At 60.1% G+C, this 25,194-nt stretch carries 27 protein-coding genes; 15 read left to right on the forward strand and 12 right to left on the reverse strand.

All coding sequences use genetic code 11. The features are described from left to right. Positions 1 to 10: 10 nt before the first annotated feature. On the reverse strand, positions 11 to 2,056 hold the full coding sequence (locus G5182_RS02840) for an McrB family protein (protein ID WP_421254168.1): 2,046 nt from the start codon (positions 2,054 to 2,056) through the stop codon (positions 11 to 13). Further along, positions 2,053 to 3,276 carry a DNA (cytosine-5-)-methyltransferase gene (gene dcm / locus G5182_RS02845; RefSeq protein WP_236351463.1) on the reverse strand — a complete coding sequence of 408 codons (1,224 nt, stop codon included), beginning with the start codon at positions 3,274 to 3,276 and terminating at the stop codon, positions 2,053 to 2,055. The genes G5182_RS02840 and dcm overlap by 4 nt, the downstream gene beginning before the upstream one ends. A gap of 111 nt (positions 3,277 to 3,387) precedes the next feature. Here dcm and G5182_RS02850 point away from each other — a divergent pair, with 111 nt between their 5' ends. The 3 genes from G5182_RS02850 (at position 3,388) to G5182_RS02860 (ending at position 5,042) form a co-directional block, all read left to right on the forward strand. Further along, the gene (locus tag G5182_RS02850) at positions 3,388 to 3,882 is read left to right on the forward strand and encodes a very short patch repair endonuclease (protein ID WP_421254169.1); all 495 of its coding nucleotides are present in this window, start codon (positions 3,388 to 3,390) and stop codon (positions 3,880 to 3,882) included. A gap of 153 nt (positions 3,883 to 4,035) precedes the next feature. After that, positions 4,036 to 4,503 carry a hypothetical protein gene (locus G5182_RS02855; protein ID WP_421254170.1) on the forward strand — a complete coding sequence of 156 codons (468 nt, stop codon included), beginning with the start codon at positions 4,036 to 4,038 and terminating at the stop codon, positions 4,501 to 4,503. A gap of 170 nt (positions 4,504 to 4,673) precedes the next feature. Then, complete coding sequence (locus G5182_RS02860; RefSeq protein ID WP_337072764.1) at positions 4,674 to 5,042, forward strand: VOC family protein; 369 nt, start codon at positions 4,674 to 4,676, stop codon at positions 5,040 to 5,042. Between the two features lie 215 nt (positions 5,043 to 5,257). Here the strand turns inward: G5182_RS02860 and G5182_RS02865 are convergent, their stop codons facing one another. Further along, positions 5,258 to 6,838, reverse strand: coding sequence for an alpha/beta hydrolase (locus tag G5182_RS02865; protein WP_421254171.1), 1,581 nt, complete (start codon positions 6,836 to 6,838; stop codon positions 5,258 to 5,260). A 448-nt stretch (positions 6,839 to 7,286) separates the two neighbouring features. Between G5182_RS02865 and rluF the strand changes: the two genes are divergently transcribed. Beyond that, the gene (gene rluF, locus G5182_RS02870; protein WP_115544538.1) at positions 7,287 to 8,303 is read left to right on the forward strand and encodes a 23S rRNA pseudouridine(2604) synthase RluF; all 1,017 of its coding nucleotides are present in this window, start codon (positions 7,287 to 7,289) and stop codon (positions 8,301 to 8,303) included. A 68-nt stretch (positions 8,304 to 8,371) separates the two neighbouring features. On the opposite strand, the gene G5182_RS02875 is transcribed toward rluF, so the two are convergent. Further along, the gene (locus G5182_RS02875; protein WP_227342390.1) at positions 8,372 to 9,634 is read right to left on the reverse strand and encodes a cyanate transporter; all 1,263 of its coding nucleotides are present in this window, start codon (positions 9,632 to 9,634) and stop codon (positions 8,372 to 8,374) included. Between the two features lie 176 nt (positions 9,635 to 9,810). On the opposite strand from G5182_RS02875, the gene G5182_RS02880 reads away from it, so the two are divergent. Then, positions 9,811 to 10,653, forward strand: coding sequence for a LysR family transcriptional regulator (locus G5182_RS02880; RefSeq protein ID WP_421254172.1), 843 nt, complete (start codon positions 9,811 to 9,813; stop codon positions 10,651 to 10,653). A gap of 47 nt (positions 10,654 to 10,700) precedes the next feature. On the opposite strand, the gene rsmS is transcribed toward G5182_RS02880, so the two are convergent. The 3 genes from rsmS to G5182_RS02895 form a co-directional block, all read right to left on the reverse strand. After that, a complete protein-coding gene (gene rsmS, locus G5182_RS02885; protein WP_021230652.1) occupies positions 10,701 to 10,856 on the reverse strand; it encodes a pleiotropic regulatory protein RsmS in 156 nt (51 codons plus the stop codon). A 95-nt stretch (positions 10,857 to 10,951) separates the two neighbouring features. Next, positions 10,952 to 11,422, reverse strand: a complete 471-nt coding sequence (locus tag G5182_RS02890; protein ID WP_421254173.1) for an acyl-CoA thioesterase — start codon at positions 11,420 to 11,422, stop codon at positions 10,952 to 10,954. A 20-nt stretch (positions 11,423 to 11,442) separates the two neighbouring features. Next, on the reverse strand, positions 11,443 to 11,745 hold the full coding sequence (locus tag G5182_RS02895) for a hypothetical protein (protein WP_088869296.1): 303 nt from the start codon (positions 11,743 to 11,745) through the stop codon (positions 11,443 to 11,445). Between the two features lie 141 nt (positions 11,746 to 11,886). Between G5182_RS02895 and G5182_RS02900 the strand changes: the two genes are divergently transcribed. Together G5182_RS02900 and G5182_RS02905 are read left to right on the forward strand one after the other, a co-directional pair. Next, the gene (locus G5182_RS02900) at positions 11,887 to 12,525 is read left to right on the forward strand and encodes a tellurite resistance TerB family protein (RefSeq protein ID WP_042656069.1); all 639 of its coding nucleotides are present in this window, start codon (positions 11,887 to 11,889) and stop codon (positions 12,523 to 12,525) included. Between the two features lie 154 nt (positions 12,526 to 12,679). After that, positions 12,680 to 13,138 (forward strand): GNAT family N-acetyltransferase, encoded by a 459-nt coding sequence (locus G5182_RS02905; RefSeq protein WP_421254174.1) that lies wholly within the window; start codon positions 12,680 to 12,682, stop codon positions 13,136 to 13,138. A gap of 91 nt (positions 13,139 to 13,229) precedes the next feature. Here the strand turns inward: G5182_RS02905 and G5182_RS02910 are convergent, their stop codons facing one another. Further along, positions 13,230 to 14,645 carry a PLP-dependent aminotransferase family protein gene (locus G5182_RS02910; protein ID WP_421254175.1) on the reverse strand — a complete coding sequence of 472 codons (1,416 nt, stop codon included), beginning with the start codon at positions 14,643 to 14,645 and terminating at the stop codon, positions 13,230 to 13,232. A 122-nt stretch (positions 14,646 to 14,767) separates the two neighbouring features. Here G5182_RS02910 and G5182_RS02915 point away from each other — a divergent pair, with 122 nt between their 5' ends. The 8 genes from G5182_RS02915 to G5182_RS02950 all read left to right on the forward strand — a co-directional run bounded on the left by G5182_RS02915 (position 14,768) and on the right by G5182_RS02950 (position 21,253). Next, positions 14,768 to 16,339, forward strand: a complete 1,572-nt coding sequence (locus G5182_RS02915; RefSeq protein ID WP_227342398.1) for a cytochrome ubiquinol oxidase subunit I — start codon at positions 14,768 to 14,770, stop codon at positions 16,337 to 16,339. Beyond that, complete coding sequence (gene cydB, locus G5182_RS02920; RefSeq protein WP_139462118.1) at positions 16,339 to 17,478, forward strand: cytochrome d ubiquinol oxidase subunit II; 1,140 nt, start codon at positions 16,339 to 16,341, stop codon at positions 17,476 to 17,478. The genes G5182_RS02915 and cydB overlap by 1 nt, the downstream gene beginning before the upstream one ends. Before the next feature lie 16 nt (positions 17,479 to 17,494). After that, positions 17,495 to 17,605: a cytochrome bd-I oxidase subunit CydX gene (cydX, locus tag G5182_RS02925; RefSeq protein WP_005337572.1), complete on the forward strand. Its 111-nt coding sequence runs from the start codon at positions 17,495 to 17,497 to the stop codon at positions 17,603 to 17,605. 129 nt (positions 17,606 to 17,734) lie between these two features. Then, the gene (locus G5182_RS02930) at positions 17,735 to 18,694 is read left to right on the forward strand and encodes an MBL fold metallo-hydrolase (protein ID WP_227342400.1); all 960 of its coding nucleotides are present in this window, start codon (positions 17,735 to 17,737) and stop codon (positions 18,692 to 18,694) included. Next, entirely contained in the window at positions 18,687 to 19,016 is a 330-nt protein-coding gene (locus G5182_RS02935; protein WP_103251008.1) for a hypothetical protein, read from the forward strand. The genes G5182_RS02930 and G5182_RS02935 overlap by 8 nt, the downstream gene beginning before the upstream one ends. Beyond that, complete coding sequence (locus G5182_RS02940) at positions 19,004 to 19,861, forward strand: DUF692 domain-containing protein (protein WP_421254176.1); 858 nt, start codon at positions 19,004 to 19,006, stop codon at positions 19,859 to 19,861. Before G5182_RS02935 ends, G5182_RS02940 begins: the two co-directional genes overlap by 13 nt. Beyond that, positions 19,854 to 20,648 carry a putative DNA-binding domain-containing protein gene (locus tag G5182_RS02945; RefSeq protein WP_227342401.1) on the forward strand — a complete coding sequence of 265 codons (795 nt, stop codon included), beginning with the start codon at positions 19,854 to 19,856 and terminating at the stop codon, positions 20,646 to 20,648. Before G5182_RS02940 ends, G5182_RS02945 begins: the two co-directional genes overlap by 8 nt. Further along, positions 20,645 to 21,253 carry a DoxX family protein gene (locus G5182_RS02950; protein ID WP_064338242.1) on the forward strand — a complete coding sequence of 203 codons (609 nt, stop codon included), beginning with the start codon at positions 20,645 to 20,647 and terminating at the stop codon, positions 21,251 to 21,253. Before G5182_RS02945 ends, G5182_RS02950 begins: the two co-directional genes overlap by 4 nt. Before the next feature lie 114 nt (positions 21,254 to 21,367). On the opposite strand, the gene G5182_RS02955 is transcribed toward G5182_RS02950, so the two are convergent. The 4 genes from G5182_RS02955 to G5182_RS02970 form a co-directional block, all read right to left on the reverse strand. Beyond that, entirely contained in the window at positions 21,368 to 22,039 is a 672-nt protein-coding gene (locus G5182_RS02955) for an NAD(P)H-dependent oxidoreductase (protein ID WP_216953293.1), read from the reverse strand. 167 nt (positions 22,040 to 22,206) lie between these two features. Next, positions 22,207 to 23,385, reverse strand: a complete 1,179-nt coding sequence (locus tag G5182_RS02960; RefSeq protein ID WP_201995468.1) for an MFS transporter — start codon at positions 23,383 to 23,385, stop codon at positions 22,207 to 22,209. Between the two features lie 550 nt (positions 23,386 to 23,935). Then, positions 23,936 to 24,739, reverse strand: coding sequence for a 2,5-didehydrogluconate reductase DkgB (gene dkgB / locus G5182_RS02965; protein WP_227342403.1), 804 nt, complete (start codon positions 24,737 to 24,739; stop codon positions 23,936 to 23,938). Positions 24,740 to 24,804: 65 nt separating this feature from the next. Beyond that, positions 24,805 to 25,101, reverse strand: coding sequence for a putative quinol monooxygenase (locus G5182_RS02970; protein ID WP_421231232.1), 297 nt, complete (start codon positions 25,099 to 25,101; stop codon positions 24,805 to 24,807). Between the last annotated feature and the right edge of the window lie 93 nt (positions 25,102 to 25,194).

The following is a 25,194-nucleotide window of genomic DNA, read 5'->3' on the forward strand; positions in this document are numbered from 1 at the left end:
CACAACCCCCTTACGGCCAGAAGCTGGTAAAGCACTGCCGTGCCAGCCGCTCTTTCATCCAGGCCAGTTTCTTCTTGCTGCGGCAGGGGACGTGCGGCGGTTCTGCGGGGGCGGAATCTTCACCGGCGGCAGCCACCTTGCAGTTAAACAGGTCAGGGCGTGTCCCCTCCCAGTGCTCGGTAAATTGTTCTGCCAACACCTTTTCCAGGTCAGTCAGCAGGTCGCCATCAGCCGTCAGATGGCTGCGCAACTTGTCGCTATCTCCCTCAATGCGCGGCAAGACCTTGCACATCATAAAGTCATCCCAGATGGCGACCAGTTCTGCGGTATTGGCGGGGTGATGGGCCAGCAGGGCCAGCATCAGCTCGTTCAGGGCGCGATATGCCAGTTCGAACGGGCTCTGTTGCAGCACCCCGTTGACTGCCTTCAGGAAGGTGACGCTCTCTTTACTGTATTGCTCCAGTGCGGAGACTTCAGTAATGGCGCGTCCGTCTGACCAGGTCGGATAACCCAGCCGTTTTGGCTGCAATGCCGGTGAAAAGTAGGCATCGAAATCGTTGGGGAAGAACTCGTTAAAGTCGAAGGTGAGGGCCCTGTCGATCACCTTGCGGGAAAAGCCGTGGGTGGTCTCGTCCATATTGACGGTACCGGCCACCATCAGATTGAAGGGGATAGCGATACCATGCTGGCAGAAGCTGGCCCAGATCTGCTGATGCAGTGAAACATCGAGGTCCAGTCCCAGTTTTTCCGCCAGTTCGATACGTGCTGAGTCATCCAATTGCTGACTAAGCGTATCTGCTTTGAGCAGGGGATCGCACTGGTAGACATAGTCGTAGTCCACCCCTTCTTTGTCGTTAAATGCAGTCAGTTCGGGTGAGGTATACCAGTGGCGGGTCTCCAGTACCGAGAGATAGTCGGCGAAATATTGTTCAACCGGAGCCAGGTTCATCTCGTCGAGGCAGAGCCAGAAGGGGGGAATATGGTCCAGTTGTTTTTGGCTTAGACCAATCTTGCCATCGGTTCTGACTTCGCCAATATGCTCGAAAATATGGATCCAGGCTTGGGTAATAAAATGCAGCACCGGCGTTGATACATACTCCTTTTTACCACTGATCCTGGAGATATAGCCCAGCAGATCGGAGGGTTCGTGCCAGTCTGGTCGTACAGGTACCAGGCAGTAATTTTTCTGGCCTGGATAGTCCTTGACCTGCTCACGAATAAAACGGGTTTTTCCTGTGCCGGAAATACCGGCAAAAAGTAAAAATGGTTTATGACAGGGGATGGATTTATTTATGAAATACTGATTGAGAAATAATTCGTATTTTTTCACTCCCGAGGAGTACATCCCATTTCCCGCAGTGTTTAAATCTTTCCAGATATCGCTTTTAAGTAAGGTGTTTATTATTTTTTCACACTCGCCAACATCTGACACTGAATAAAGTTTGGGGAGTGATTCGTCAATAGATGACACTACTTCATCAGCTTTGGCAATACTCTGCTCCGAGTATTTTTTTATAGTGTTAGTGCTAAGATTTTGTTTCGCAAGCCAGTTTTCGAAAAGCACTTTTAGTTGAGGAGTAGAAGAAGATAGCGCTTTTTTATTTTCATGTGCTTTGAATCCTGACGCGACCTTTTCTAATGCCGACTTTAAATATGAGTCAACAAAAAAAGTGTTTGATTCAACGCCAACATACTCTTCATCTAATAGATAGGCTATAAATTTAGATATTACTCTTGTTATTGCTTTCGTTTGGCTGCGACCTATAGAACTGATGCTTTTCAACTCATCGATGTCTGAAGCTTTTCCATAAATTGCGCGATATGATTTTTCTTCGTATATATTTAAGCTGTTTTTTTTGCTTGGGACAGAGCCCCAAGCATTTTCAATCTGATTGTAGTTTTCCAGCATGAATTGAAGAAATGCAATCAGCGTCTCCGGTTTTATGGTAAAGCATTCATCTTTTTCATTATTGAAGCTGATGACAAAGGATTCTTGACATTGAATCCTTTGTTTATCATAACTTATTGATTTTTTGCAGAAATCCTCAAAGCTCATATGATGGCCTCTACTATATTTTCAGCAATCTTCCTGATAACGGGTACCGCGACTGAATTACCAAATTGCTTGTAGGCTGGAGTTTTTGCTGTAGGAATAACAAAATTTTCAGGATATCCTTGTAATCTTGCACATTCTCTTGGTGTCAATAGTCTCGGATTTTTACCTTCCTGAGGTATTAGGCATTCTTTACCATCTTTACCATATCTTGCAACCAGTGTGTTTGATGGCTTATCCAGATTTGCTGTAAAGGCTGTAAAGCCTGTTCCTCTATCAAGGTTTCTCTCGGTTCTTTTTATATGTCCTTGCCAGAGAGTATCAGAAATAGTGAATCTTGCGTCTGGAGTCGGCTCCAGAATAGACCTAAGCGGTAGAGGTTGACCGTCAAATTCAGGGAATTTGAAGTCGATATTCAGATCATTGCGAGTGCATACCATGTAGCAACGTACTCTGCGTTGTGGTACGAGCGATGATGAATCGATTAGTTCATATTTGAAGGTATAACCGATTTCCTCTACGGACCTTTTGATTACATCAAAGGTTCGACCTTTATCATGTCTGGTAATATTTCTAACATTCTCCAGAAAGAGAACTTTAGGTTTTTTTACTGATGCAATACGCATCACATCAAAGAAAAGAGTACCTTGAGTTTCACATTTGAAACCATGTTCTTTGCCGACAGCATTTCTAGCTGATACACCTGCACCACTGAACGGTTGGCAGGGGAAACCTGCAGCAAGAATATCATGTGAAGGAACCAGTGTATTCAACTGCTTGTCACTAATATTATCATTTGTGAAAGCTGTGATATCACCAAATGGTAGTTCGCCATAATTATTTAGATATGTCTGCTGTGCAGATTTATCCCATTCACTGCTAAATGTACAAACTCCCCCCAGGCTTTGCAGGGCAGTTCTAAAACCACCAATGCCAGCAAACAAATCTATAAAAGTAAAAACATTTTTATCTGATGGTGGACTTACCACAAGAGAATGCAGAGTTTTTTTCAGCTCGGACGGGCTCGCAATCAAATCATGCTTGGTGAGTTCCGAGATGATGATTTCTTTGTTGATTTTTGCTGATTGGCATGCCAGTTCAGTGTCAGATGCAATGGCGTGCAGCCATTGATGAATTAATGCTCGTGGGTCACTTCCTGTGGGGGTATGTTCATGTGCCAGGGCGCTTAATGCATCTTCATATTTTTTCAAGAAGGTTTTCACAGAGATAACTCACTTATTTTTTAGCCATTTGTAGGCATAATCATCAATAGTCAGTGATTGAACTGGTTTTTTATACAGTATTTAATGCGACATCACAAGCGAGGCGACATTGTGACAGATATCGTGAAGCCCCAAAAGCGTAGCGAGATGATGGCCGGTATTCGTAACCGGGATACCCGTCCCGAGAAGCGGGTGCGCGCCATGTTGCATCATGCCGGGTTTCGCTATCGCTTGCACAATACCGCCTTGCCGGGCACGCCGGATCTCTGGCTGGCTCGCTACCGTGCGGTGATCGAGGTGAATGGTTGTTTCTGGCATGGTCATGATTGTTATCTCTTCAAGCTGCCATCGAGCAGAACCGACTTCTGGCAAGCCAAGATCGCCAGCAATCGTGCGCGAGATGCCCGTCATCTGGCCGAGCTGGACCAACTGGGTATCCGCCGTCTGATCATCTGGGAGTGTGCCCTGAAAGGGCGTCTGCGCCATGATCCGGAACGACTGCTTCTGGTTATCAGCTGGTGGCTGACCAGCGGCATCAGTCATGGCGAGATTGCCGGTGGCCGTGAATTGCAGATCGCCATGGATCATTCCCGTCCATATAACTGACCGGATAGCACTCTCGGCCCAGCTTCCACCGCGTGTGAAAAGTAATTATTTTTTGTTGCCAAATCAGTAAGCTGTTGTCGCCTGTTACTCGTTTGAACATCGCCCCGGTTTTCGGTAATAAAGCCCGGCAGTGACAACCACAGGGAGGTGGTGATGGATCCGGTTTCCTATCTTTTTTCGGCTTATCTCAATCTGGTACAGCAGCAGGTTGCGGATATCTATGGCACCGATGCCAAGACGCTGGTTGTGCAGTATGAAGGGGAGTCGGTTCCGTTCTCTTTTCAGCTGTGGCAGATCCAGCAGCCGAGCGTTTGTCGTCCCTACGAGCAGGATGTGCGGCGTTTTAGCCAGTGCACGGTCAAGGCGTCCGCCCTGTTTCACAAGCTGTGTGATGACTTGACCCGACAGGATGACAGCAGCTGGCAACTGCCCAAATTTCGCGCCATGTACTGCTCGGCTGCCATCAGTTATCGGCCCCTTATCGCCGAAATAGGGGATGCCAAACAGAGTCCGGCCAAGCTGGCAGAGCGGGCTTGCAATCATGCGATTCTGGCGGCGATGGACAGTGACGATGAAGCCCTGCTGGCCCAGCGTGACAAAGCGTGCGCTGCGGTGCAGTAACGCGAATTTATCTGACCAGATCATTTGCGCTCGCTTTGCGCGTCACGGCACACATGGGCTTCCCCTTGCCGGGTATGATGGGGTTGCCCGCCGTGGCGGCAATAGGCAACAGTCGGATGTTTGCGGGCATATGTCGGTCACATCAGCCAGATCACCACCAGGAGGTAACCATGATCAGCCATATCGACCATCTGGTATTGACGGTCAGTGATATTGAACGGGCCGTGGCGTTTTACAGTTCGGTGCTCAATATGGAGGCCATTACCTTCGGTGCGGGGCGCCGGGCGGTAGGGTTTGGCAACCAGAAGATCAATCTGCAACTGCCGGGGCAGGAGCCGCGCAATCGGGCGCAGGTGGGGTCGGGGGATGTCTGCCTTATCACCCGCTGGCCGCTGGAGCAGGTGATGGCCCAGCTTGCCTGCCACGGGGTGGAGATTGTCGAGGGACCGGTGACCAAAAGCGGGGCTTGCGGGCCGATAGAATCCATCTACTTCCTCGACCCGGATCAGAACCTGATTGAGGTCAGCCGTTATCCCTGACAGGGCTGGCGCCTGATGGTGCAACACCTGTCAGAATCACCTTATTTCCTCGAGCAGGATCAGAACCTGATAGAAGTGAGCATCTATCCCTGATCCCACCAAGCCATCACTCCCATCGCCATCATCAACAGAAAGGGGCCGTCAATTGACGGCCCCTTTCTCGTATCGCCATCGACCCAGCGCCAGTGGCTCTTTGCCGATACTCCAGAAACGCCCTAGAAAGGCGCGCTGCTCTCGTCGCTCTCCTGTAAAAACTGCTCCACTTCTGCCTGATAGGCCGCATCAGGTTGACCGCTGCTGGCAGGGGGGACGGCAGCAGACGGGGCCACGGGAGGGGCCGTGAGGGTCTCCATTACCCGCTGCTGCAGATAGGGGTAGAAGGGGTTGGAGGAGGTGCGGGTGAGGGCGCCGGGGTTGACGATCAGCACGCCGCGCTCGCCACGCAGGGCCAGACCGCCGAGATTGATGCCGTATTGCTCCCGCTGCTCCGGGCGCGCCGCCATGCCATAGAGGGGGTCGTCCATCGGGAAGGGGAGCGCCACGTGGGAGAGGGAGTAGATCTCTTTGGGATAATCGATACCCAGCAGGCGAACCTGCTCAGGTTGGTCGGCGCTGGCCAGCGTTCTGGCCTGCGTTGCGGGGGAGGTTGGCTCGACATTGCCCACCACGGTGAGGCGATAGTGCTGAGGGGCGTTTGGCAGCAAGCGGTGCAGCGCCAGCTCGGAGGCCGAGCTCATCAGCGGGCCAAACAGGGTGCTGCGGTTGATATCAAACAGCACCAGTTCGCTGCCGTTGGCCGGCAGGTAGTGGTAGAGATCGGCAATGATGGAGCGGGTGCTGACGGTGTAGTCCATCACCGACTGGAAGGTGAGGGCGGGGGGAAACGCCGCCAGCTCGCCACTGGCGGCCAGTTGGCGTACCTGCTGCTGGATGGCGTGGGTCAGGCGATAGGACTGGCGCGCGCCGTTGACCGGGAACGAGTTGTACTTGAACGGGTTGAACTCCGGCATGGTGTCGAGCCAGGCGGCGTTGGCAAAGGCGGGCAGCAGGGCAGGCACGGCCTTGAGCCCGGCGAAGCGGGCAAAGCGGGTCACCCCGATCATTGGGGAGATCAGCACCAGCCGATCCGGTTTTGCCAGCGTGCCGCTCGGGTCGGCCAGCGCATCGAGCGCATATTTCACCGCCAGAGCCCCGCCGTTGGAAAAGCCCACCAGATGCAGCGGCCGCTTGCCCGGTGCCAGCAATCTGGCCTCCCGCACCGCCAGTCGGGTGGCGGCCAGCCAGGTCTCCCAATCCACATCCACTAGGCCAGCGGGCACTGTGCCGTGGCCGGGGATCCGCAGCCCCAGCGCGATAAAGCCCTGCTGCTGATAGCGTCTGGCCAGATGGCGCAGGCTGTAGGGGGAGTCGGTCAGGCCGTGCAGCAGCACCGCCACCCCTTTGACTTCCCCCTCGGGGCGCAGCAGGTAGGAGCGGTTCCAGTTCTGCTGAAAGCGGGCGGGATTGATGGGGGCGTCCTGATAGTAGCGATTGCTGGCCAGTTGCTGCTCGGGCGGTGTCTTGGCGACTACCTCGGTGGCCACCAGTTCGAACAGCTCTGCTTCGCGGGCCAGATAGGCTTGCCAGTCGCTGCTGTCGAGCTCATCGGCACTGAGTTCGGGGGGCACTACTGTGTGCCACAGCTGCAGCGGCGCTGCCTGCCAGGCGAAGTAGGCGATCACCGCCCACGCGGTCAGCAACAGCAGCAACAGGGTCAGCAGAGCACGGCGAACAAGGCGGCGAGTGTGAGCCAGCATGGTGCAATCCTTGGCGATAGAGGTGGAGCCGCCTCTGGGCGGGCGAGTTTGGCGCAGCATCCAAGGCGCTGCCAACCGGCTTAAAGCCTAATGGAAACAAGGTGATATGTATAGTTGATGGCGTTCGTCCGCGCTGGCTGTGGGCGCCTGACCCTGCCGTTGGCATCAGGCTGGCCGTTCGAAGGCTGCATCGCGGGCCATCTGGCGGCGTGAACTTGTCCGCAGATGCCCGCTTGGGTGCTGCGAACTTGCAACTATCTGCCCCTGAAAGGGGGCAATTATGCTACTGTAGCGGCGTTTTTTGATGGATAAGCTGGCATTGGCCTTTTTTGAAGATGGAATGGTATGCAGAACTTTGACGTAGTGAATTGGCTGATGCAGCAGACAGCCTCCCCGGCACAGCCGATGGCACAACCGGGCGTGGCCCAGACCCTGTGGCAGGTGACCCATGCTGGCTAACGAATCCATGCGCCTGAACAAATACATCAGCGAGAGCGGTATCTGCTCGCGCCGCGAGGCCGACCGCTTTATCGAGCAGGGCCACGTCTTTATCAACGGCAAGCGGGCCGGGATCGGCGATCAGGTGCAGGTTGGCGATCTGGTCAAGGTGAACGGTCAGGTGATCGAGCCGCGCGAGGCGGACAGTCTGGTGCTGATCGCCCTCAACAAGCCGGTGGGCATTGTCAGTACCACAGAGGCGGGCGAGAAGGACAACATCGTCGATTTCGTCAACCACAGCACCCGGGTCTTCCCCATCGGGCGGCTCGACAAGGATTCGCAGGGGCTGATTTTTCTCACCAACCACGGCGATCTGGTCAACAAGATCCTGCGGGCGGGTAACGATCACGAGAAAGAGTATCTGGTGACCGTCGACAAGCCGGTGACCGACGAGTTTGTGCGCGGCATGGCGGCCGGGGTGCCGATCCTCGGTACTGTGACCAAGAAGTGCAAGGTGAAGAAAGAGGCGCCGTTCGTTTTTCGTATCACGCTAGTGCAGGGGCTGAATCGCCAGATCCGCCGGATGTGCGAGCACTTCGGTTTTGAAGTGACCAAGCTGGAGCGCATTCGCATCATGAACGTCAGCCTCAAGGGGCTGCCGGTGGGCGAGTGGCGCGATCTCACCGACGACGAGCTGATCGATCTGTTCAAGCTGATTGAGGACTCCTCCTCCGAGGTGAAACCGGCCAAAGGCGACAAGCCCAAGGCGGCCAAGGCCCCTGCGGCGCAAACCGCCAAACCGGGGCAGGGCAAGAAGCCGCGCCGCGATGATGATCACGAGATTGGCGGGCGTCCCAATGTGCCGGGCCCGGAAGCCTTCGAGAAGAAGCTGCCGGTGGGCAAGGGGGGCGCGGGTAAAGGTGCTGCCAACAAGGGCGGCGCTGGCAAAGGGGCTCCCAAGGGTGGCAAACCGGCCGCTGGCAAGCCGCGCACCGCTAACACCGGACGGCAGAAGAAGGGGCGCTGAGTTGCCCCCCTGAGTGGCGTCAGCCTCGTCTTGTGATCCTCAACACTGCTATCCCCAACACACCGGCCTCAGGCCGGTGTGTTGCTTTGGGTCGCAGAGTCGGTTGGGCGGGGCGCCGAAAGAGTTGGCTCGCTGGCGGTCGGTAACCGCATAACGCGGGGGTAGTGGCGCGGGTCGAGGCGCAGCACCAGCAGGCTCATCAGCAGCAAGCCCCCCAGTTGCCACTGCCAGGCGGCAGCGAAGTCGCCCACATAGTGATAGAGCCGCGCCGCCACCCAGGGGCCGGTGGCTGCCAGCATAAAGCCGAAGCCCTGCATCAGGGCGCTCAGGGTGCCGGCGCGGCGCGGGTCGGGCAGGTGATCGAGCGCAATCACCATGATGAGCGAAAAACTGCCGCCAAGACCGGCGCCGCACAGCATGCACCAGAGAATGGGGGCACTGGCTGGCGCCAGCCAGAGACCGCCGAATCCCGCCAGCTGCATGGCAATTGCCAGCGCCATCCACGGCCGCCGATCCATCTTGCGCGCCGCCAGCAGCGGCAGACCGAGGCCGCTGGCGGTCTGCGCCAGCGCCAGCCAGGCGACCAGCTCGCCCGCTTGCGCGGCGCTCCACCCTTGCGCCATATAGGCGGGGGCCAGCCAGGCCACTACGATGCCGTAACCGCTGTTGATGATGCCAAAGCAGGCGATCAGCAACCAGCTGCGGGGCAGGGTGATCAATCGCTGCTCGCCGTCGGGAATAGCGACCGCCGCGGTGCTTGGCAGACGCACTTTCCACCCCAGCCAGACGAGGGCCAGCAGCAGCGGCAGGCTCCAGAGCGCCAGTGCCTGCGACCAGTCGAGGCTCGCTGCCAGCCTTGGGGTAAGGCTGGCCCCCAATGCCCCGCCCCCCATCATGCAGGCGGAGAAGATCCCCATCACCAGCGGTACCTTGTGGGCGAAGGCCTGCTTGATCAGTGCGGGCAGCACCCCCTGTACCAGTGCCGAGCCCAATCCACACAGCGCAGCACTGGCGATCAGCAAGCTGCCGCTTTGGGCATCGAAGCGCATGGCGCTGCCAATGCCGAGCAGCAGCAGGGCCGCCCCCAGCAGTTGGCACGCACTGGCGCGTCTACGCAGGCTGGGGGTGAGCAGCACGCCGACCCCGATGAGCCACAGCGGCAGCAGGGTGAGCCAGGCGACGGTGTCCATCCCCAGCGACAGGGCGCGGCCAATCTCGCCGCTCAACGGGCCGATGGCGGTAAGAAAGGGGCGCAGGTTAAGGCCAATCAGGATCACCAGCACCAGCAGTGCGGTCTGGCCTGCGGGTTGATCCGTATTTCGTTGATTCATCGGGTGCTGTTTCCGGTTCTGGGAGAGACAGGGGGCACTCGGGACACGGAGTCATCGGGGCTGAACATGGCAGATCACCGTCAAAGGAGGCAAAAGCGCCAGCCTAACGGGCTCGAAAGTCATTTGGAAATTAAATGATAGAATGGGTTTAAGTGGTTTTGTAAATGGAGTGCCCCATGCTGGATCCCCTGTTACTGCGCAGTTTTGTCGCCATTATCGACACCGGCAGCTTTACCCGCGCCGGTGAACGGGTCCATCTGACCCAATCCACCATCAGCCAGCAGATCCGCCGCCTTGAGCAGCAGCTCGGCTGCCCGCTGCTGGACCGCTCCGGTCGGCAGGTGGTGGCAACGGCGGAGGGAGAAAAATTGCTGGGGCTGGCCCGCCGCATTCTGGCGCTGCTGGCACAGGCCGAGGAGCAGGTGAGCGAGGGGAGCATATCGCTCAGCCTCGGGGTGCCGGAGGATTTTGCTGCAGGGGCCATTACCCCGGTGCTGGCCGCCTTTGCCCGCGACTACCCCGAGGTACGGTTGGAGGTGCAAAGTGGCCTGAGCCACGAGATCTGGCAGCGTTTTGCGGCGGGGGAGCTGGATCTGGCGTTGGTCAAACAGACGCGGGGGCAGGGTTCGCCCCTTGCCAGCTGGCGCGAGCCGCTGGTGTGGGTCGACAGTCGCGACTGGCCCGCACGGGAACGGGATCCGCTGCCGCTGGTGGTATTCCCGAGCGAAGGGCTCTATCGGCGGCAGATGACCGAGGCGCTTGATGGTCTGGGTCGGCGTTGGCGTATCGCCTATGTCAGCGCCAGCCTCGCCAGTTTGCAGGGGGCGGTGAGCGCGGGGATCGGGGTGAGTTTGCTACCCAAACGGCTGATGCCCGCCGATCAGCTGGCCCTGACCCAGTGGCCCAAGGTGGCGCCGGTGGAGCTGGCGCTCCATGCCGGGGGAAGCGGGAGCGGGCCGCTTAGCCGCTTGAGTTCGGCCCTGATCGCCCTTTGTGACGAGGTGATGGGGCAGCAGTGAGTGGTTATGCGGGGAAAAACTGAAGTCGGAAAGATAAAACGGGGGGATCAGAGATCCTTCCCCTCCGCCAGCTTGCGCTCGTAATCCTGTTTCACGATGGCCAGTGCCGCCAGTACCAGTTCGGGGGCCAGCTGGTTGGTTTCCAGCAGTTCAATCAGATCTACCGCGAGTTTCACCTCGGGCGGGGCAGTTTCCAGTGACATGGGCAGGGTTCCGGTTGCGGAAAGAAGGGGGATTATACAGGGTCGCCGCCGTTGGCCGAAAGCGCCCCCTCTATCGGGCAGGGGAATCACCAAGGTCAGAGGTGCTGGCGCATCTCCTTGTCGATCTCCTCGCGCAGGGCGATTAGCTTTTTGGCGTACTGCTGCAACTGCAGATCGCTCTCGCTCACCGGCTGCCACTGGGGCACCGGGGTCGGCTTGCCGTGCTCATCCATCGCCACGAAGATGATGATGCAGTGGGTGGTTTTGTGGCGCTCGGTCTCGGTGGGGTGGCGGCTGTAGACATCCACCGCCAGATGCATGCTGGTGGTGCCGGTGTGGATCACCTGAGCTTGCACCTCCACCAGCTGGCCAATCTGGATGGGGCGCAAAAAGCGGATCCCCCCTACATAGACGGTCACCGCATAGCCGCCACACCAGCCAGCGGCGCAGGCATAGCCCGCCTGATCGATCCACTTCATCACCATGCCGCCATGCACCTTGCCGCCGAAATTGACGTCGGAGGGTTCGGCCAGAAATTGCAGGGTCAGTTCGCGGGGGGGGGTCATGCTCTCTCCTTGGTTCGGGGTCATTGACGGTAGCTCTTGCGGTAGGCGTCAGCCTGTTGGCAGGGGGGCAGGTTGTTGAGGTCGGGCCGCTTGTTGCCCTCGCGCTGGCCGAAGCTGGCGAACTCCTGCTGGCACTTGTCGGCCTTGCCGCCCTCCTTGATGCAGGCGTCGATCCGCTGTTGCTTGCCCTGCTCGACCAGTTGCTGCTGAGCTTGCTGGCAGGCGGCATCCAGCTTGGCCTGCTGGGCTGAGCGATCCAGCTCGCTGGCGGCACTGGCAGTGCCGCACAACAGCAGAACCACGAAAGGGGTTATGATGCGCATCCTGATGCTCCTTGTTGACCTGTTTCAGGTATACCGCGAATGGCGGCAGGATGCACAGGGGACGGCGCAATAATGGGGCCCATTCACTCTTGGTTCATGACGCCAGCGCCAGCATGGGGCGAACAATAGCGAGGTGTCACGATGAAACAGATGCTGGAACAGTTGCTGGGGGCTGGCAAAGGCTGGCTCAACGAAGGCGGCGACAAGCGCAAGGGGCAGATGCAGGGAGCGCTGGCCGGTGGCGCGCTCGGTCTGCTGCTGGGCAATAAAAAAGTGCGCAAATATGGCGGCAAGGCCGCTGCCGTGGGCGGCGCGGCGGCCCTTGGCGGGCTGGCCTACAAGCTCTATCAGGATTGGCAGGCCCAGCAGGCGGCGCCCGCCCAGCCCACCCATCCCATCAGTGGGCTGGAAGGCAATGCGCTGGATGCCCGCGCGGCGCTTTTGGTGCGCGCCATGGTGGCAGCGGCCCGGGCCGATGGCCATATCGACGGCGCCGAGCGCCAGAAAATTCAGGAGTACCTGACCGAACAGGGTCAGAGCGATGTCGCTCGTTGGATTGACGCCGAGCTGGCCCGCCCTCTCGATCCTCACGCATTGGCGCGGGAAGTGACCGACATGGAGCTGGCCACCGAGGTCTATCTCGCCTCCCTGCTTGCCATCGAGGTGGATCACTTTATGGAGCGAGGCTATCTCGACGAACTGGCACGGGCCCTCAAGCTCGATGACAACCTCAAAGGGAGCATCGAGCGGCAGGTGGCCCAACTTAACGCCCCCGCCTGATATCCCTCATCGCCATGGATTGCCGATAACGCCCCGCTCAAGGGGCGTTGTTGTTTCTGCTGCCCGCCAAAAGATACGGATGAGCCTATTTGGATTGTGGGGCACAGCCCCTAAGATGGCGCAGGACCATCACCCTTTTTGCAAGGAGCAACCGTTGGAGATACGCAAGGCAAGCGAACTGGATATCGACGCGATTGTCGAGCTGAACCGGCAGATAGGAGAGATCCACCATCAGCACTATCCCGAAGTGTTCAGCCCCCCTTCGCCAGAGGAGCGGGCATTTCTGCTCGATGCCATTGCCGCAGAAGGGCGTCTGTTCTGCGTTGCCGAGCAGGACGGCAGGGTGGTGGGCTTTTTGACGGCGCGGATCGACATCAATGAGAGCGTGCCTTTTCTCAGCAAGCTGCCTCTCTGCCGGATCGGCTCCGTGGTGGTGGATGAGCAGCACCGCTCTCGCGGGATTGGCAAGGCGCTGATCGCCCATTGCGATGAGTGGGCCAAGGCCCGTGATGCTCAGCAAATCCGGCTGGAGGTGATGGCCTTCAACGAGCGCGCCAAAGCCCTCTACGAGGCGCTGGGCTTCAAGGTGCAGTCGCAGATCATGGCCAGATGATCAGTTTTTGATGGCGAGACAAGGCGCGTCCCCCCAATCACACAGGCCCGTTGCGGGCCTTTGTTCGTTTCGCCAGCGGCTCCTTGCCTCGTTACTTTTCACCGAGCTGTGCGGCAATCAGTGCCGCCAGCCGGGTGAGGGCCTGCTCCAGCTGTTCGCTCCAGGGATGGGAGCTGTTGAGGCGCAGGCAGTGGTTGTGTTGCCCCTGACTGGAGAAGAGCGCGCCGGGGGCCACTGAAAAACCGCTGCCTAGAGCCTTGGCGTGCAGGGCGCGGCTGTCGAAATGGGCAGGCAGCGCCAGCCAGAGGAAGTAGCCGCCATCGGGGGAGGAGATCCGCACCTCGTCCGGCAACAGCCGTTGCAGGGCCGCCCGCATCTGCTGCTGGCGCTGGGCCAGAGTGTGGCGCAGGCGGCGAAAGTGGGCATCGACTCCGCCCTGGCGCAGCATCTCGGCCAGCGCCAGCTGGCTCGGTACATTGGTGGAGAGGGTGGACATCAGTTGCAGCCGCTGCACCCGCTCGGCATGGAGCCCCGCCACTACCCAGCCGACCCGAAAGCCCGGTGCCAGACACTTGGAAAAGGAGCTGCAGAGCAGGCTGTCGCCACGCTGATCCCAGTGGCGGATCGGCTTGGGGCGCTCGCGGCCGAAGTAGACCTCGGCATAGACGTCATCCTCCACCAACGGCACCCCATGGCTGTTGAGCAGTGCCATCAGCCCCTGTTTGTGTGCATCGGGCATGGTGTGGCCGAGCGGGTGCTGCACATTGCCCATCAGCCAGCACGCCTTGACCGGCATTTGGCTGAGGGCATCTTCCAATAGCGCCAGATCGATACCCACTCCCGGAATAACCGGGATCTCCACCGCCTTGAGTTTCAGCCGCTCGATGGCCTGCAGGGCGCCATAGAAGGTGGGGGACTCCACCACCACCCAGTCACCGGGCTCGGTCAGCACCTGCAGGCTGAGGGAGAGCGCCTCCATGGCGCCGGTGGTGATGATGATCTCCTGCGGATTGACCGCCACTCCGTCGCTGGCGTAGCGCTGGGCGATGGCGCGGCGCAGCGCTTCGTTGCCGGGGGGCAGGTCGGCCACCGTGCTGAAGGGGTCGAGCTTGCGCATGCAACTGGCCAGCGCCCGCCCGAGCTGGGGATGGGGGAATAGGGTCGGGTCTGCTACCGACATGCCAAGGGGCACCAGATCCCGCGATTTGCTCGCCTGCAACACCTCGAACACCAGATCGTTGATATCCACCGAGCCGCTGTAGTGGGTCTGGCTCGGCGTGTGCTGCACGACCTGTGGTGAGGCGGCTTTGACGTAGTAACCGGACTGGGGGCGGGCGAGGATCCGCCCCTGACTCTCCAGCAGTTGATAGGCCTGCAGCACCGTCATGGGGCTGAGCCCGTGGGTCTTGCAGCTCTGGCGAATGGAGGGGATGCGCTCCCCCGGTTGCCAGATACCATCGTCGATCTGGCTTTGCAGGCGGTCGGCCAACTGCTGGTAAAGAGACATGATCTGGATCAACTGTTATAGGTGTAATTCAATATAACTGCATCTGTTATAGGTGTCATGCTCCGTGATGTACTTGTCACGCACGAAACGTGCAAGGCAAATACAACAAAAGAGAGTGACGCATGATCAATCCGGATGACGTGGTCAGCCTGTCTCGCCTGCAATTTGGCGCCACGGCCCTGTTCCACTTCCTGTTTGTGCCCCTCACGCTGGGGCTGTCCTGGATCCTGGTGATCGCCGAGTCGGCTTATGTGATGACCGGCAAGGTGATCTATCAGGACATCACCCGCTTCTGGGGCAAACTGTTTGGCATCAACTTCGTCATGGGGGTCACCACGGGGATCACCATGGAGTTTCAGTTCGGCACCAACTGGGCTTACTACTCCCACTATGTGGGGGACATCTTCGGTACTCCGCTGGCCATCGAGGGGCTGATGGCCTTCTTCCTCGAATCGACCCTGGTGGGGCTCTTCTTCTTCGGTTGGGACAAGCTCTCCCGCGGCAAGCACCTGCTGGTGACCATGCTGGTGGCGCTCGGCTCCAATCTCTCGGCGCTCTGGATCCTGATCGGCAACGGCTGGATGCAAAACCCGGTGGGGGCCGAGTTCAACCTGCTGACCCAGCGCATGGAGCTGGTAGATATCGCCGCCGTGCTGTTCAACCCGGTGGCGCAGGTGAAGTTCGTTCACACCGTCGCGGCGGGCTATGTGGCGGCCTCCATGTTCGTGATGGGGGTGAGCAGCTGGTATCTGCTGCGCAAAACCGAGGTGCAGTTTGCCCTGCGCTCCTTCGCCATTGCCTCCGGCTTCGGGCTGGCGGCCATCCTCTCGGTCATTGTGCTCGGGGATGAGTCGGGCTATCGCACCGGCGAGGTGCAGAAGGTGAAGCTCGCCGCCATCGAGGCGGAGTGGGAGACCGAGCCAGCGCCAGCTTCCTTTACCCTGTTCGGCTTCCCGGATCAGACTGCCGAGACCACCCACGCAGCCATCAAGATCCCGTATCTGATGGGGATCATCGCTACCCGCTCCATCGACGAGGCGGTGACCGGCCTCAAGGATATCAAGGTGCAGAACGAGGCGCGCATCCGCAGCGGCATGGTGGCAGTCGAGGCTCTCGACCAGATCCGGCAGGGCGCTAATACACCTGCCAACCGCGCCCGCTTCGAGCAGCACGGCAAGGATCTCGGCTACGGCATGCTGCTCACCCCCTATGCCAGCAATATCGCCAAGGCCGGTGAGGCGGAGATTGCCAAAGCGGTCGATGACTCCATCCCGCCAGTGGCGCCGCTGTTCTGGGGCTTTCGGGTGATGGTGGGGCTTGGTATCACCATGCTGGGGCTGATGGTGGTGAGCTTTGTCCAGCTCTGCCGCAACCGGCTGCAAGACTCGCCACGGCTGCTCAAGACCCTGCTCTGGAGCATTCCGCTGCCCTGGATTGCCATCGAGGCGGGCTGGCTGGTGGCCGAACTCGGCCGTCAACCCTGGACCATCAGCGATGTGCTGCCGGTCTCGGCCTCGGTCTCTTTGCTCCAGCCGGGCCAACTCTGGTTCAGCCTGATCGCCATCTGTTCCATCTACACCCTGTTGCTGGTGGTGGAGTTGTTCCTGTTGCGCCATGTGATCCGCAAGGGGCCCGCCATTCTCCATACCGGCCGCTACAGCGGTGAACAACCCGAACTTGCGAGGATCGCCTGATGGATTACGCAACCCTGAAACTCATCTGGTGGGCGCTGGTGCTCTTCATGATGGTCGGTTTTATCGTGATGGATGGCTTCGATCTCGGCATCGCCATGCTGCTGCCGGTGGTGTCGAAAGATGACGACGACCGCCGTCTGGTGATCAACAGCGTGGGACCGGTGTGGGAGGGCAATCAGGTGTGGCTGATTGCCGGTGCCGGAGCCCTGTTCGCCGCCTGGCCGCTGGTTTATGCCGCCGCCTTCTCGGGGCTTTACATCCCCATGGTGGTGCTGCTGCTCGGGCTATTTTTGCGTCCGGTCGGCTTTGACTATCGCAGCAAGCTGGCCGATCCGGTGTGGCGCCGCTGGTGGGATCGGGCACTGGTGGCCGGTGGCCTGATACCGGCGCTCATCCTCGGTGCGGCTATCGGTCTGGTGATGGAAGGGCTGCCGTTTCGCTTCGACACGGCGCTGCGTCTGCACTATGGCGCCTTCGACTTCCACTGGGGCTGGTTGCTCTCGGTGCTGGCCACTGCCATCAGTCTGCTGCTGCTGCACGGCGCCGGTTTTCTGCAAGCCAAGGTCACCGGCACCCCTGCGCTGCGGGCTCGGGGGATCGCCATCCTGCTGGCCCCGCTAGTGAGCCTCTGCTACCTGCTGGCCGGCTGGCATCTGGTGGATCTGCAAGGGTTTCAGCTGACCGGTGTCGGTACACAACCTTTTGACCCGAATGCTGCCATCAGCCCGCTGATGAAGGGGGTGATCCCCCACGCCGGAGGCTGGCTGCGCAACTACTTTGACTATCCGCTGCTGTGGCTGGTGCCGATCATCGGGGCGCTGGCGCCGCTGGTGAGCGGGATTGCCTCCTGGCTGGAGCGGGGCCGGATTGCGCTACTGGCCAGCGCCATCGCCTGCGCCGCCATGCTCTGCTCGGTGGCCATCGCCCTGTTCCCCTTCGTGCTGCCCTCATCCCTCGATGCGGTCAGCAGCCTGACCCTGTGGGACAGCACCTCCAGCTACAAGACCCTGGCCATCATGTTCGGCCTCGTGCTGGTGCTGATGCCGGTCAACCTCGGCTACACCGGCTGGGTCTATCGGGTGGTGCGCGGCAAGCTCGACCGTGCCCGCATCAAGCGCGACAGCCATCAACTCTACTGACCTCAAGGGATCTGCTATGTGGTACTTCACCTGGATTTTGGGCCTCGGATTCGCCCTGCTGTTGGGCCTGTGCAACCTGCTCTGGCTGGAAGCGCGCTGGCAGGCGGACGAACGGGACGGTAACTGACGGCGGGGGCTCGCGCCCCGCCACGGCCGGTGGTGGGCGTTCACTCGTCGCCATCGGCCCCTCTCTCCCCCTCTTTAAACGACACAAACGACACACTTTCAACCGACAACCAACCGACAGGTAATTGTGATGAAACAGAGATTGAAAGCGGTGGCGCTGGCCATCGGGTGCGCGCTCACCGTCGCCCCGGCCTGTGCCGAACCGGTACAACTGACGCCACTGGATAAAACCTTCACCCTGCAGGTGCTCGGTAGCGGCGGCCCCATCTCCGACGATCAGCGCGCCTCCTCCAGCGAGGTGATCTGGTGGAAGGGGAAATCCCGCATCCTGATCGATGCCGGTGGCGGCGTCTACCTGCGCTTCGGTCAGGCGGGGGCCAAGCTCGAAGAGGTCGATTTTATCGGCATTACCCACTTTCACACCGACCATGTGACCGACCTGCCCGCCCTGCTCAAGGGGGCCTACTTCTTCGAGCGCAGCGATCCGCTGGATCTGGCGGGGCCCGAGGCAGGTTCGGCCTTCCCCAGCATGAGCGGCTACTTTGATGCCCTCTTCAACAAAGACAAGGGCGCCTATGCCTACCTGAGCGGTTTCAAGGATGGCACCGATGGCCTCTTCCCCATCACCTTGCACGATGTGCCCTACCAGAGCCCGCAGCCTCACACCGTCTATCAGCAGGATGGGCTGACCATCACCGCGCTCGGCATCCCCCACGGTGACGTGCCCTGTCTGGCCTACCGGATCCAGAGCGCCGAGGGGACCATCGTTATCTCTGCGGATCAGAACGGCAGCAACCCGGCCTTTGTGCCGTTTGCCAAGGGGGCCGACATTCTGGTGATGCCGCTCGCCATCCACGAAGGGGCCGACCCGGTCTCCGCCTCGCTTCACGCCAAGCCGTCGGTGGTGGCCAAGATTGCGGCCGAGGTGAACCCCAAGCTGCTGGTGCTCAACCACTGGATGGGGGTTGGCCTCAATCACAAGAAAGAGGCGATGGCCATCGTCAAGCAGCAGTTCCACGGTCAGATCGTGGCCGCCCGCGATCTCTCCAGTTACCCCGTTTCAGCAGTCAAGGAGTCCGCTCATGAGTAACTCAAGCAGCAACAAAACCACCGGCAAACTGACCCTCTCCATCGCCATGACCAGCCTGATTGCCCTGACACCGGGGCTGGCGCTGGCGGCCACCCCGAGCGATGCGCCGGTCAAGGCCGCCCCCAGCGAACAGCACGGCGGCAAGTGTGCGGCGGGCAAGTGCGGCACCGAGAAGCGCTTCGAGAAGCAAGCCCTCGACAGTGATCCGCAGGGGCGGCTGGTGCGCGCCCGCGATGGCAAGTGTGGCGTGGCGGGCGAGGGGATTGATGGCGACAGATCCAGCAAGGGCAGCAAGATGACGGAGGGGGTATGCGGCCAATAAGCTCCCGCAGTCGGGGGATCGGGCTGCGTCAGGAGCATCTGGATGCGCTCTGCTCCGGTCCCGTCCGCCCCGGCATCGACTTTCTCGAACTGGCGCCGGAGAACTGGATGGCCATCGGCGGCGCCAAGCGGGCGCAACTGCACCAGCTGGCCGAGCGTTACCCGCTGGTGGCCCACGGCCTCAGCCTCTCCCTCGGCGATTGCCAGCCCCTCAATCGCACCCTGCTCAGCCAGATCCGCACCTTTCTGGACGAGTTCGGCATCGGGATCTACAGCGAGCACCTGAGCTTTTCCCGCGACCAGCAGGGGTATCTTTACGAACAGCTACCGGTGCCGCGCCAGTGGGAGAACATCCCCTATCTGGCAGAGCGGATCGCGCAGGTGCAGGAGGCGCTGGCCCGCCCGCTGGTGCTGGAAAATATCTCCTACTACCACGGCTATGACCACGAGATGCCGGAGGAGGATTTTCTCGCCGAGCTGGTGGCGCGCAGCGGCTGCGAGCTGTTGCTCGATATCAACAACGTCTTTGTGAACAGCCGCAACCACGGTTACTGCCCCAAGCGGATGATTGCCGGGCTGCCGAGCAATGCGATCCGCTATTTCCATATCGCCGGTCATCTGGAAGAGGCGGATGGCACCTTGCTGGATACCCATGGTCGTCCGGTCTGTGAGGCGGTGGTAGCGCTGGCCCGTTATACGGTGCAGACCCACGGCCTGCGCCCCCTGCTGCTGGAGCGGGATCACCATCTGCCACCGCTGGCAGAGCTGGAGGCCGAGCTGGCGCGGGTGCACGGCGCCTGTTGCGAGGCGATAGACCGTCAGGTGCGGGAGGTGCGTTATGGATAGACGGTTATCCCTGATCACTGCGCCTAAAACGGCGCCGCAGCGAATGCAGCAGCAGACCGCCTGGCTGGCGAGCCGGGTGCGGCTGCCGCAGGATGGCATCGCCAGCCACTATGCCCGCAGCGTGCGCGCCAATGTGGAGTCGGTGCTGAAGAGCGCTTTTCCGCTCACCCACGCTCACTGGGCACCGGTGGATAGGTGGCAGCTGGTGGAGGGCTTTGTCATCGCGCACGGCGCCGAGGCCCCCGAGTTTCACCATATCGCCACCGAGTTTGTCCGCTATGTGCAGCATCGCCACGGCGAGGGCTCTCTCAACTGGCCCAAGCAGCGGCTGGCGCTGCTGGAGTACGAGTGGGCCTGCCTCTGTGTCGAGATTGATGAAGGGGTAGTGCCGCAAGTTATATCGGGGGTTGAGGTGACGGCGGAGAGTCCGCTTGTGCTCAATCCCACCCTGCAACTGCTGGAGATCCCCTTCGCCATTCGTCGCAGCGGCGTGGTGCCGACCCGGCAGGGCAACCACTTCTATGGCCTGTTTCGCAGCCCGGAGCATCAGGTGGTGACCCAGCGGTTGCGCGAATGGGATGTGGCGCTGATCCAGTTGCTGCAACAGCAGCCGGGGATCACTCAAGCCGCGTTCAAGCAACAGGTGCAACAGGTTCGCCGTGATTTTGATCTGACAGGGTGGGCACGCCATTTTCACCGGCTGGGTCTGTTGATCCTGCCCGTCGGTGAGCGCCAGCCCGGCGCCCCCTTGCACCCATTTAGCAAACACCAAGGAGAATTCCCATGAACAATACCCTGATCCAGTGGTACGAGCGGGCGGTGGCCCAGTGCAAGCGGCTCGATTTTCTGGCCCTGCTGGCCATTCGTCTCTATCTCATTCCGGTCATCTATGTGGGGGCCCACTCCAAGGTGATGGGCTTTGCCGGCACGGTCGCCTGGTTTGGTGCGCCAGTCTCGGAAGGGGGGCTCAACCTGCCGTTCCCGACCCTGCTCGCCTTTCTGGCTGCGGGCACCGAGGTGCTGGGCTGCATCTGCATCGCCCTTGGCCTCTTTACCCGCATCATGGCCATTCCCACCATCTTCCTGATGAGCGTGGCGAGCGCCATGGTGCACTGGAAGCACGGCTGGGATGCCATCGCCACCGGCAGCATGGAGGCCACCTTGCGCCTCAACGGCTTTATCGAGTGGCTGGCGGCGAATTTCCCCGGTCGCTACAACTACATCACGGAGCTCGGGGATCCCGTGATGCTCAACAACGGGATGGAGTTTGCCGCCACCTACTTCGTGATGCTGCTGGTGCTGCTGGTTTACGGCGGTGGCCGCTACGTCAGCCTCGACTACTGGCTCAAACGTGCCGTGACCGGCAAAGCAGGCGTGCAACAGGCGGCATAAGACCCGCTAACGGATAACAAAAACCATAACGACAGAGCGTGAAAAACAGCGAGCGGCCGGGTGCTGCTCGCTGTTTTTGTGCTTTTGGGGGGAGAGTGTCAGCTGCGTCAGCCGTTACAGGTAGCGGCCGACCGCGATGGGGGACTCCTGCTCAATCTGGCCAAGGCGCTCGGCCCACTGGGCGAGCCAGGTTTCCCGCTCTTCTTGCGAGACCCGCACCGGGGCATAACAGATATGGGGGCGCAGCACGTCGAAGCCGACAAATTGCAGGATCCCGCGCTGGATGGGGCGCAGCACCCCGTCGATATCGCCGTTGAAGCCGTCGGGCAGATAGGTCTCGGCGGGGCCGCCGGTGGTGAGGCTCAGCAGCGCCCGCTTGCCGCGAAACTTGCCGCTCTCGTAGATATGACCCTGACCATAGACTCGCCCCATGGCAAAGACCCGATCCACCCACCCCTTGAGAATGGCGGGCAGGCCAAACCACCAGAGCGGGAACTGGAAGATCAGCAGATCGGCCGCCTCCAGCTTTTGCATTTCCTGCTCCAGCTGCGGGGCAAAGCTGCCCTGCTCGGTGGCAGCCAGCTCTTCAAGCTGCAGCTTGAGAAAATCGGGATCGCTGGCGGCAGTGAAGTTGCGCCGATCCGAGACGGGATCAAAGCCCATGGCATAGAGATCGCTGGTCATCACTGTGTGGCCCGCCTGCTCCAGCACCCTGATGGCGTGGCAGAAGAGGGCACCGTTGAAACTTTTGGGTTCGGGATGGGCATAGACGATAAGCACCTTCATAACAGACTCCGTGGCAAATGATGCGAGGGTGACAGGCTTGGTTACTGAAAAAGTGACTGAAACAGTTGCTGAAATAGTTGCCGGGTTGACGCTGTGTCACAGCATAGAAGCCTGCCGCACCGATTGCAGCAGGCGCCACGCCCTTGCGTGACGCCTGCTGGCGCAGCTTATGCCTGACAGGCGGCGAGCCGGACGGCTTCGCGGCGCTCGCTGACATGGGTCAGTCCGTAGGCCAGCAGTACGATAAGGGCGCCGATCCAGGGGGTGTGCATCAGGCCGAGGTGCTCCACCACCAGGCCACCGACGACGGAGCCCAGCGCGATGCCAACGTTGAAGGCGGCGATATTGAGGCCGGAGGCCACATCCACCGCCTTGGGGGTGTGCAGCTCGGCCTGTTTGACCACCAGCACCTGCAGACCCGGCACGTTGCCGAAGGCAAAGGCGCCCCACACCAGCACGGTCAGCACGGCCAGCACCGGATGGGGGGCGGTGAAGGTGAGGGCCAGCAGCACCAGCGCCAGACCGGCAAACAGCAGCTTGAGCGCCGGCAGGGGACCCATCTTGTCGGCCAGCTTGCCACCCCAGATATTGCCGATGGCGACCGATACCCCGTACACCAGCAGGATCAGGCTCACCGCACCGGCGCTAAAGCCGCTCACCTGCTGCAGGATGGGGGCGAGGAAGGTGAAAGCGGTGAAGGCGCCGCCATAACCGAGGGCGGTCTTGGCGTAGACCAGCAGCAGCGGCTTCTTGGTCAGTACCGAGAGTTGCTCGCGGATGGTCGAGGCTGCTCCCTTGGGCAGGTTGCCCGGGATCAGCAGCAGGCTACCCACCATGGCGATGAGGCCCAGCAGGCTTACCACCAGAAAGGTTTCACGCCAGCCAAAGACCTGACCAATCCAGGTGCCGAGCGGTACGCCTGTCACCAGCGCCACGGTAAGGCCGCTGAACATGATGGCGATGGCGCTCGCTGCCTTCTCTTTGGCCACAAGACCCGTGGCGATGGTGCTGCCTACCGAAAAGAAGACCCCGTGCGCCAATCCGGTCAGGATGCGGGCCACAATCAGGCTCTCGTAACCGGGGGCCTGCCAGGCCAGCAGGTTGCCGGCGGTAAAGAGCGCCATCAGCCCTACCAGCAGCCACTTGCGCGGCACCTTGCCGGTCAGCGCTGTGAGCACGGGGGCGCCGATGGCTACGCCAAGGGCATAGAGGCTGACCAGAAGGCCCGCCGAGGGAAGCGAGACATTGAGCTGCTCGGCAATGGTGGGGATAAGCCCCACGATCACAAATTCGGTGGTGCCTATCGCAAAGGCACTCAGGGTAAGGGCAAATAACGCCAGTGGCATAACAACTCCTTGGTTAGGGACTCCCGACGGGAGAATGGCGCCAGTATGCCGATGGGTTTTGTTGGCAAAAATGACGGTGACATCAAATTACTTTTGCCAAATCAGCAGCAATGGCGATGAGTAGGAGGGGAATGGGAGAGACAAGAGTGGCCGCAAAGAGGGGGGAAGAGAGATGAGATCGAAGTGACTGGAAAGCAGAGACAAAGCGTGTTGAGCGAGTAGGGTATAAAGAGGAAACGGGGGCGGGGGTAATGGAAGGAGACAGGGTTGGCTGAACCTGCTGTGCGTGGGGGAATGAGCAACGAGTGAGATGAAAGGGCAAAAAAAGCGGGAGGCATGATACCTCCCGATTTTGCTGAAAAATGTCGTTGAGCGTTATTTGCACCCTTCTCCCCTTGTGGGAGAAGGGTTAGGGATGAGGGGGAGGTCGCTTGCCCCCTCACTCTGACCTTCTCCCGTCGGGAGAGGGGATAGTTCGCAGTTGCAATAGGCTCGTGAGAGTTGCCGGTATCCGCCGTCGAAGCAAGAGAGCCCATGTCTCCCTTCCCGTTTAATCCCAATCTGGTGCAAAGTCCGGGTTGGCGCAGCGCTCACCCCGATCCAGCGTGGCGATGGCGGCCATCTCCTCGCTGCTCAAGGCGATATCGAGAGCGGCCAGATTGGCTGCCTGATTCTCCCGCTTGGTGGAGCTCGGGATCACTGTCATCTCCTGCGCCAGCAGCCAGGCCAGCGACACTTGGGCCGCCGAGACGCAGTGGCGCTGGCCAATCTCCATCAGCAGCGGCTCGCTCAGCACCTTGCCATAGGCGAGCGGCATATAGGCGGTGACGGCGATACCGTTAGCTTTGCAGAACTCGACCACCTTGCGGTTTTGCAGCAGGGGATGAACCTCGATCTGCTGGTGGGCGATGGCCCCAGGCCCCAAAATCTCGATAGCCTGTTTGAGCTGGGCCACGGTGAAGTTGGAGACCCCGATCTCCCGGGTCAGGCCCCGGGCCTTGGCCTCGGTCAACTGCTCCAGATAGACTGCCATCGGCACCTCATCCTTGGGGGAGGGCCAGTGGATCAGCGCCAGATCCAGATAGTCAGTGCCCAGTTTTTCCAGGCTTACCTCCAGGCTCGGGAGCACCTTGCCCGGGCCAAACTCGCTGGTCCACACCTTGGTGGTCAGGTAGATCTCGTGACGGGCAACAGTACTGCGGGTCAGCACGGCGCCGACCTCGGCTTCATTGTCATAGATCTGGGCGGTATCAATATGGCGATAGCCCAGCTCCAGACCGTTGGTCAGGGTGGCAAGCAGCGGCTCGCCCTTCAGGCGGAAAGTGCCCAGACCCATGGGTGGCATATTGATCATCTCGTTCCTCAATGGGGTGGTGGTTGGCCCTTGATGGGCTGAACAGAAACAGGCTCTAGGGCCAATCAGGCGCCCAGTGGCTGATAGCGGCGAATGGTGCTGCTGGCAAACCAGGGCTCGGCCTTGGCGACAAATTCGGTAAAGTGGGGTTGGCCCTGATGGGTGGTGAGGGCCGCTTCGCTCTCCCACACCTCGTAGAGCATCCAGCTGTTTGGATTGTCCAGATCCTGATGCAGCTGATAGCGCTGGCAGCCCGCCTCTTGCAAGGTGGCCGCAATCAGCGGCTCAAGGGCGGCGCGAAACTGGGCGGCGAATTCGGGTTTGGCTTCAAGCTGGGCAATCACAATCACGGGTGATGACATCTGAACCTCCTTGGCAAAAACGAAGGGTCAGTATGCCTGCCGTGACTTGCTGGAAACAGGGCGCTGGTTGCAAAACAGTATTGAGGGGAGAGC

It is taken from the genome of Aeromonas sp. 600948, assembly GCF_049174875.1.
Lineage (GTDB): Bacteria > Pseudomonadota > Gammaproteobacteria > Enterobacterales > Aeromonadaceae > Aeromonas > Aeromonas veronii_A.

What these genes read in the sequence shown, in the direction of transcription:
- G5182_RS02840 (WP_421254168.1), bottom strand. Translation starts at nt 2,056, where the DNA reads ATGAGCTTTGAGGATTTCTGCAAAAAATCAATAAGTTATGATAAACAA.
- G5182_RS02855 (WP_421254170.1), top strand. Translation starts at nt 4,036, where the DNA reads ATGGATCCGGTTTCCTATCTTTTTTCGGCTTATCTCAATCTGGTACAG.
- G5182_RS02860 (WP_337072764.1), top strand. Translation starts at nt 4,674, where the DNA reads ATGATCAGCCATATCGACCATCTGGTATTGACGGTCAGTGATATTGAA.
- G5182_RS02865 (WP_421254171.1), bottom strand. Translation starts at nt 6,838, where the DNA reads ATGCTGGCTCACACTCGCCGCCTTGTTCGCCGTGCTCTGCTGACCCTG.
- rluF (WP_115544538.1), top strand. Translation starts at nt 7,287, where the DNA reads ATGCTGGCTAACGAATCCATGCGCCTGAACAAATACATCAGCGAGAGC.
- G5182_RS02875 (WP_227342390.1), bottom strand. Translation starts at nt 9,634, where the DNA reads ATGAATCAACGAAATACGGATCAACCCGCAGGCCAGACCGCACTGCTG.
- G5182_RS02880 (WP_421254172.1), top strand. Translation starts at nt 9,811, where the DNA reads ATGCTGGATCCCCTGTTACTGCGCAGTTTTGTCGCCATTATCGACACC.
- rsmS (WP_021230652.1), bottom strand. Translation starts at nt 10,856, where the DNA reads ATGTCACTGGAAACTGCCCCGCCCGAGGTGAAACTCGCGGTAGATCTG.
- G5182_RS02890 (WP_421254173.1), bottom strand. Translation starts at nt 11,422, where the DNA reads ATGACCCCCCCCCGCGAACTGACCCTGCAATTTCTGGCCGAACCCTCC.
- G5182_RS02895 (WP_088869296.1), bottom strand. Translation starts at nt 11,745, where the DNA reads ATGCGCATCATAACCCCTTTCGTGGTTCTGCTGTTGTGCGGCACTGCC.
- G5182_RS02900 (WP_042656069.1), top strand. Translation starts at nt 11,887, where the DNA reads ATGAAACAGATGCTGGAACAGTTGCTGGGGGCTGGCAAAGGCTGGCTC.
- G5182_RS02910 (WP_421254175.1), bottom strand. Translation starts at nt 14,645, where the DNA reads ATGTCTCTTTACCAGCAGTTGGCCGACCGCCTGCAAAGCCAGATCGAC.
- G5182_RS02915 (WP_227342398.1), top strand. Translation starts at nt 14,768, where the DNA reads ATGATCAATCCGGATGACGTGGTCAGCCTGTCTCGCCTGCAATTTGGC.
- cydB (WP_139462118.1), top strand. Translation starts at nt 16,339, where the DNA reads ATGGATTACGCAACCCTGAAACTCATCTGGTGGGCGCTGGTGCTCTTC.
- cydX (WP_005337572.1), top strand. Translation starts at nt 17,495, where the DNA reads ATGTGGTACTTCACCTGGATTTTGGGCCTCGGATTCGCCCTGCTGTTG.
- G5182_RS02930 (WP_227342400.1), top strand. Translation starts at nt 17,735, where the DNA reads ATGAAACAGAGATTGAAAGCGGTGGCGCTGGCCATCGGGTGCGCGCTC.
- G5182_RS02935 (WP_103251008.1), top strand. Translation starts at nt 18,687, where the DNA reads ATGAGTAACTCAAGCAGCAACAAAACCACCGGCAAACTGACCCTCTCC.
- G5182_RS02940 (WP_421254176.1), top strand. Translation starts at nt 19,004, where the DNA reads ATGCGGCCAATAAGCTCCCGCAGTCGGGGGATCGGGCTGCGTCAGGAG.
- G5182_RS02945 (WP_227342401.1), top strand. Translation starts at nt 19,854, where the DNA reads ATGGATAGACGGTTATCCCTGATCACTGCGCCTAAAACGGCGCCGCAG.
- G5182_RS02950 (WP_064338242.1), top strand. Translation starts at nt 20,645, where the DNA reads ATGAACAATACCCTGATCCAGTGGTACGAGCGGGCGGTGGCCCAGTGC.
- G5182_RS02955 (WP_216953293.1), bottom strand. Translation starts at nt 22,039, where the DNA reads ATGAAGGTGCTTATCGTCTATGCCCATCCCGAACCCAAAAGTTTCAAC.
- G5182_RS02960 (WP_201995468.1), bottom strand. Translation starts at nt 23,385, where the DNA reads ATGCCACTGGCGTTATTTGCCCTTACCCTGAGTGCCTTTGCGATAGGC.
- dkgB (WP_227342403.1), bottom strand. Translation starts at nt 24,739, where the DNA reads ATGATCAATATGCCACCCATGGGTCTGGGCACTTTCCGCCTGAAGGGC.
- G5182_RS02970 (WP_421231232.1), bottom strand. Translation starts at nt 25,101, where the DNA reads ATGTCATCACCCGTGATTGTGATTGCCCAGCTTGAAGCCAAACCCGAA.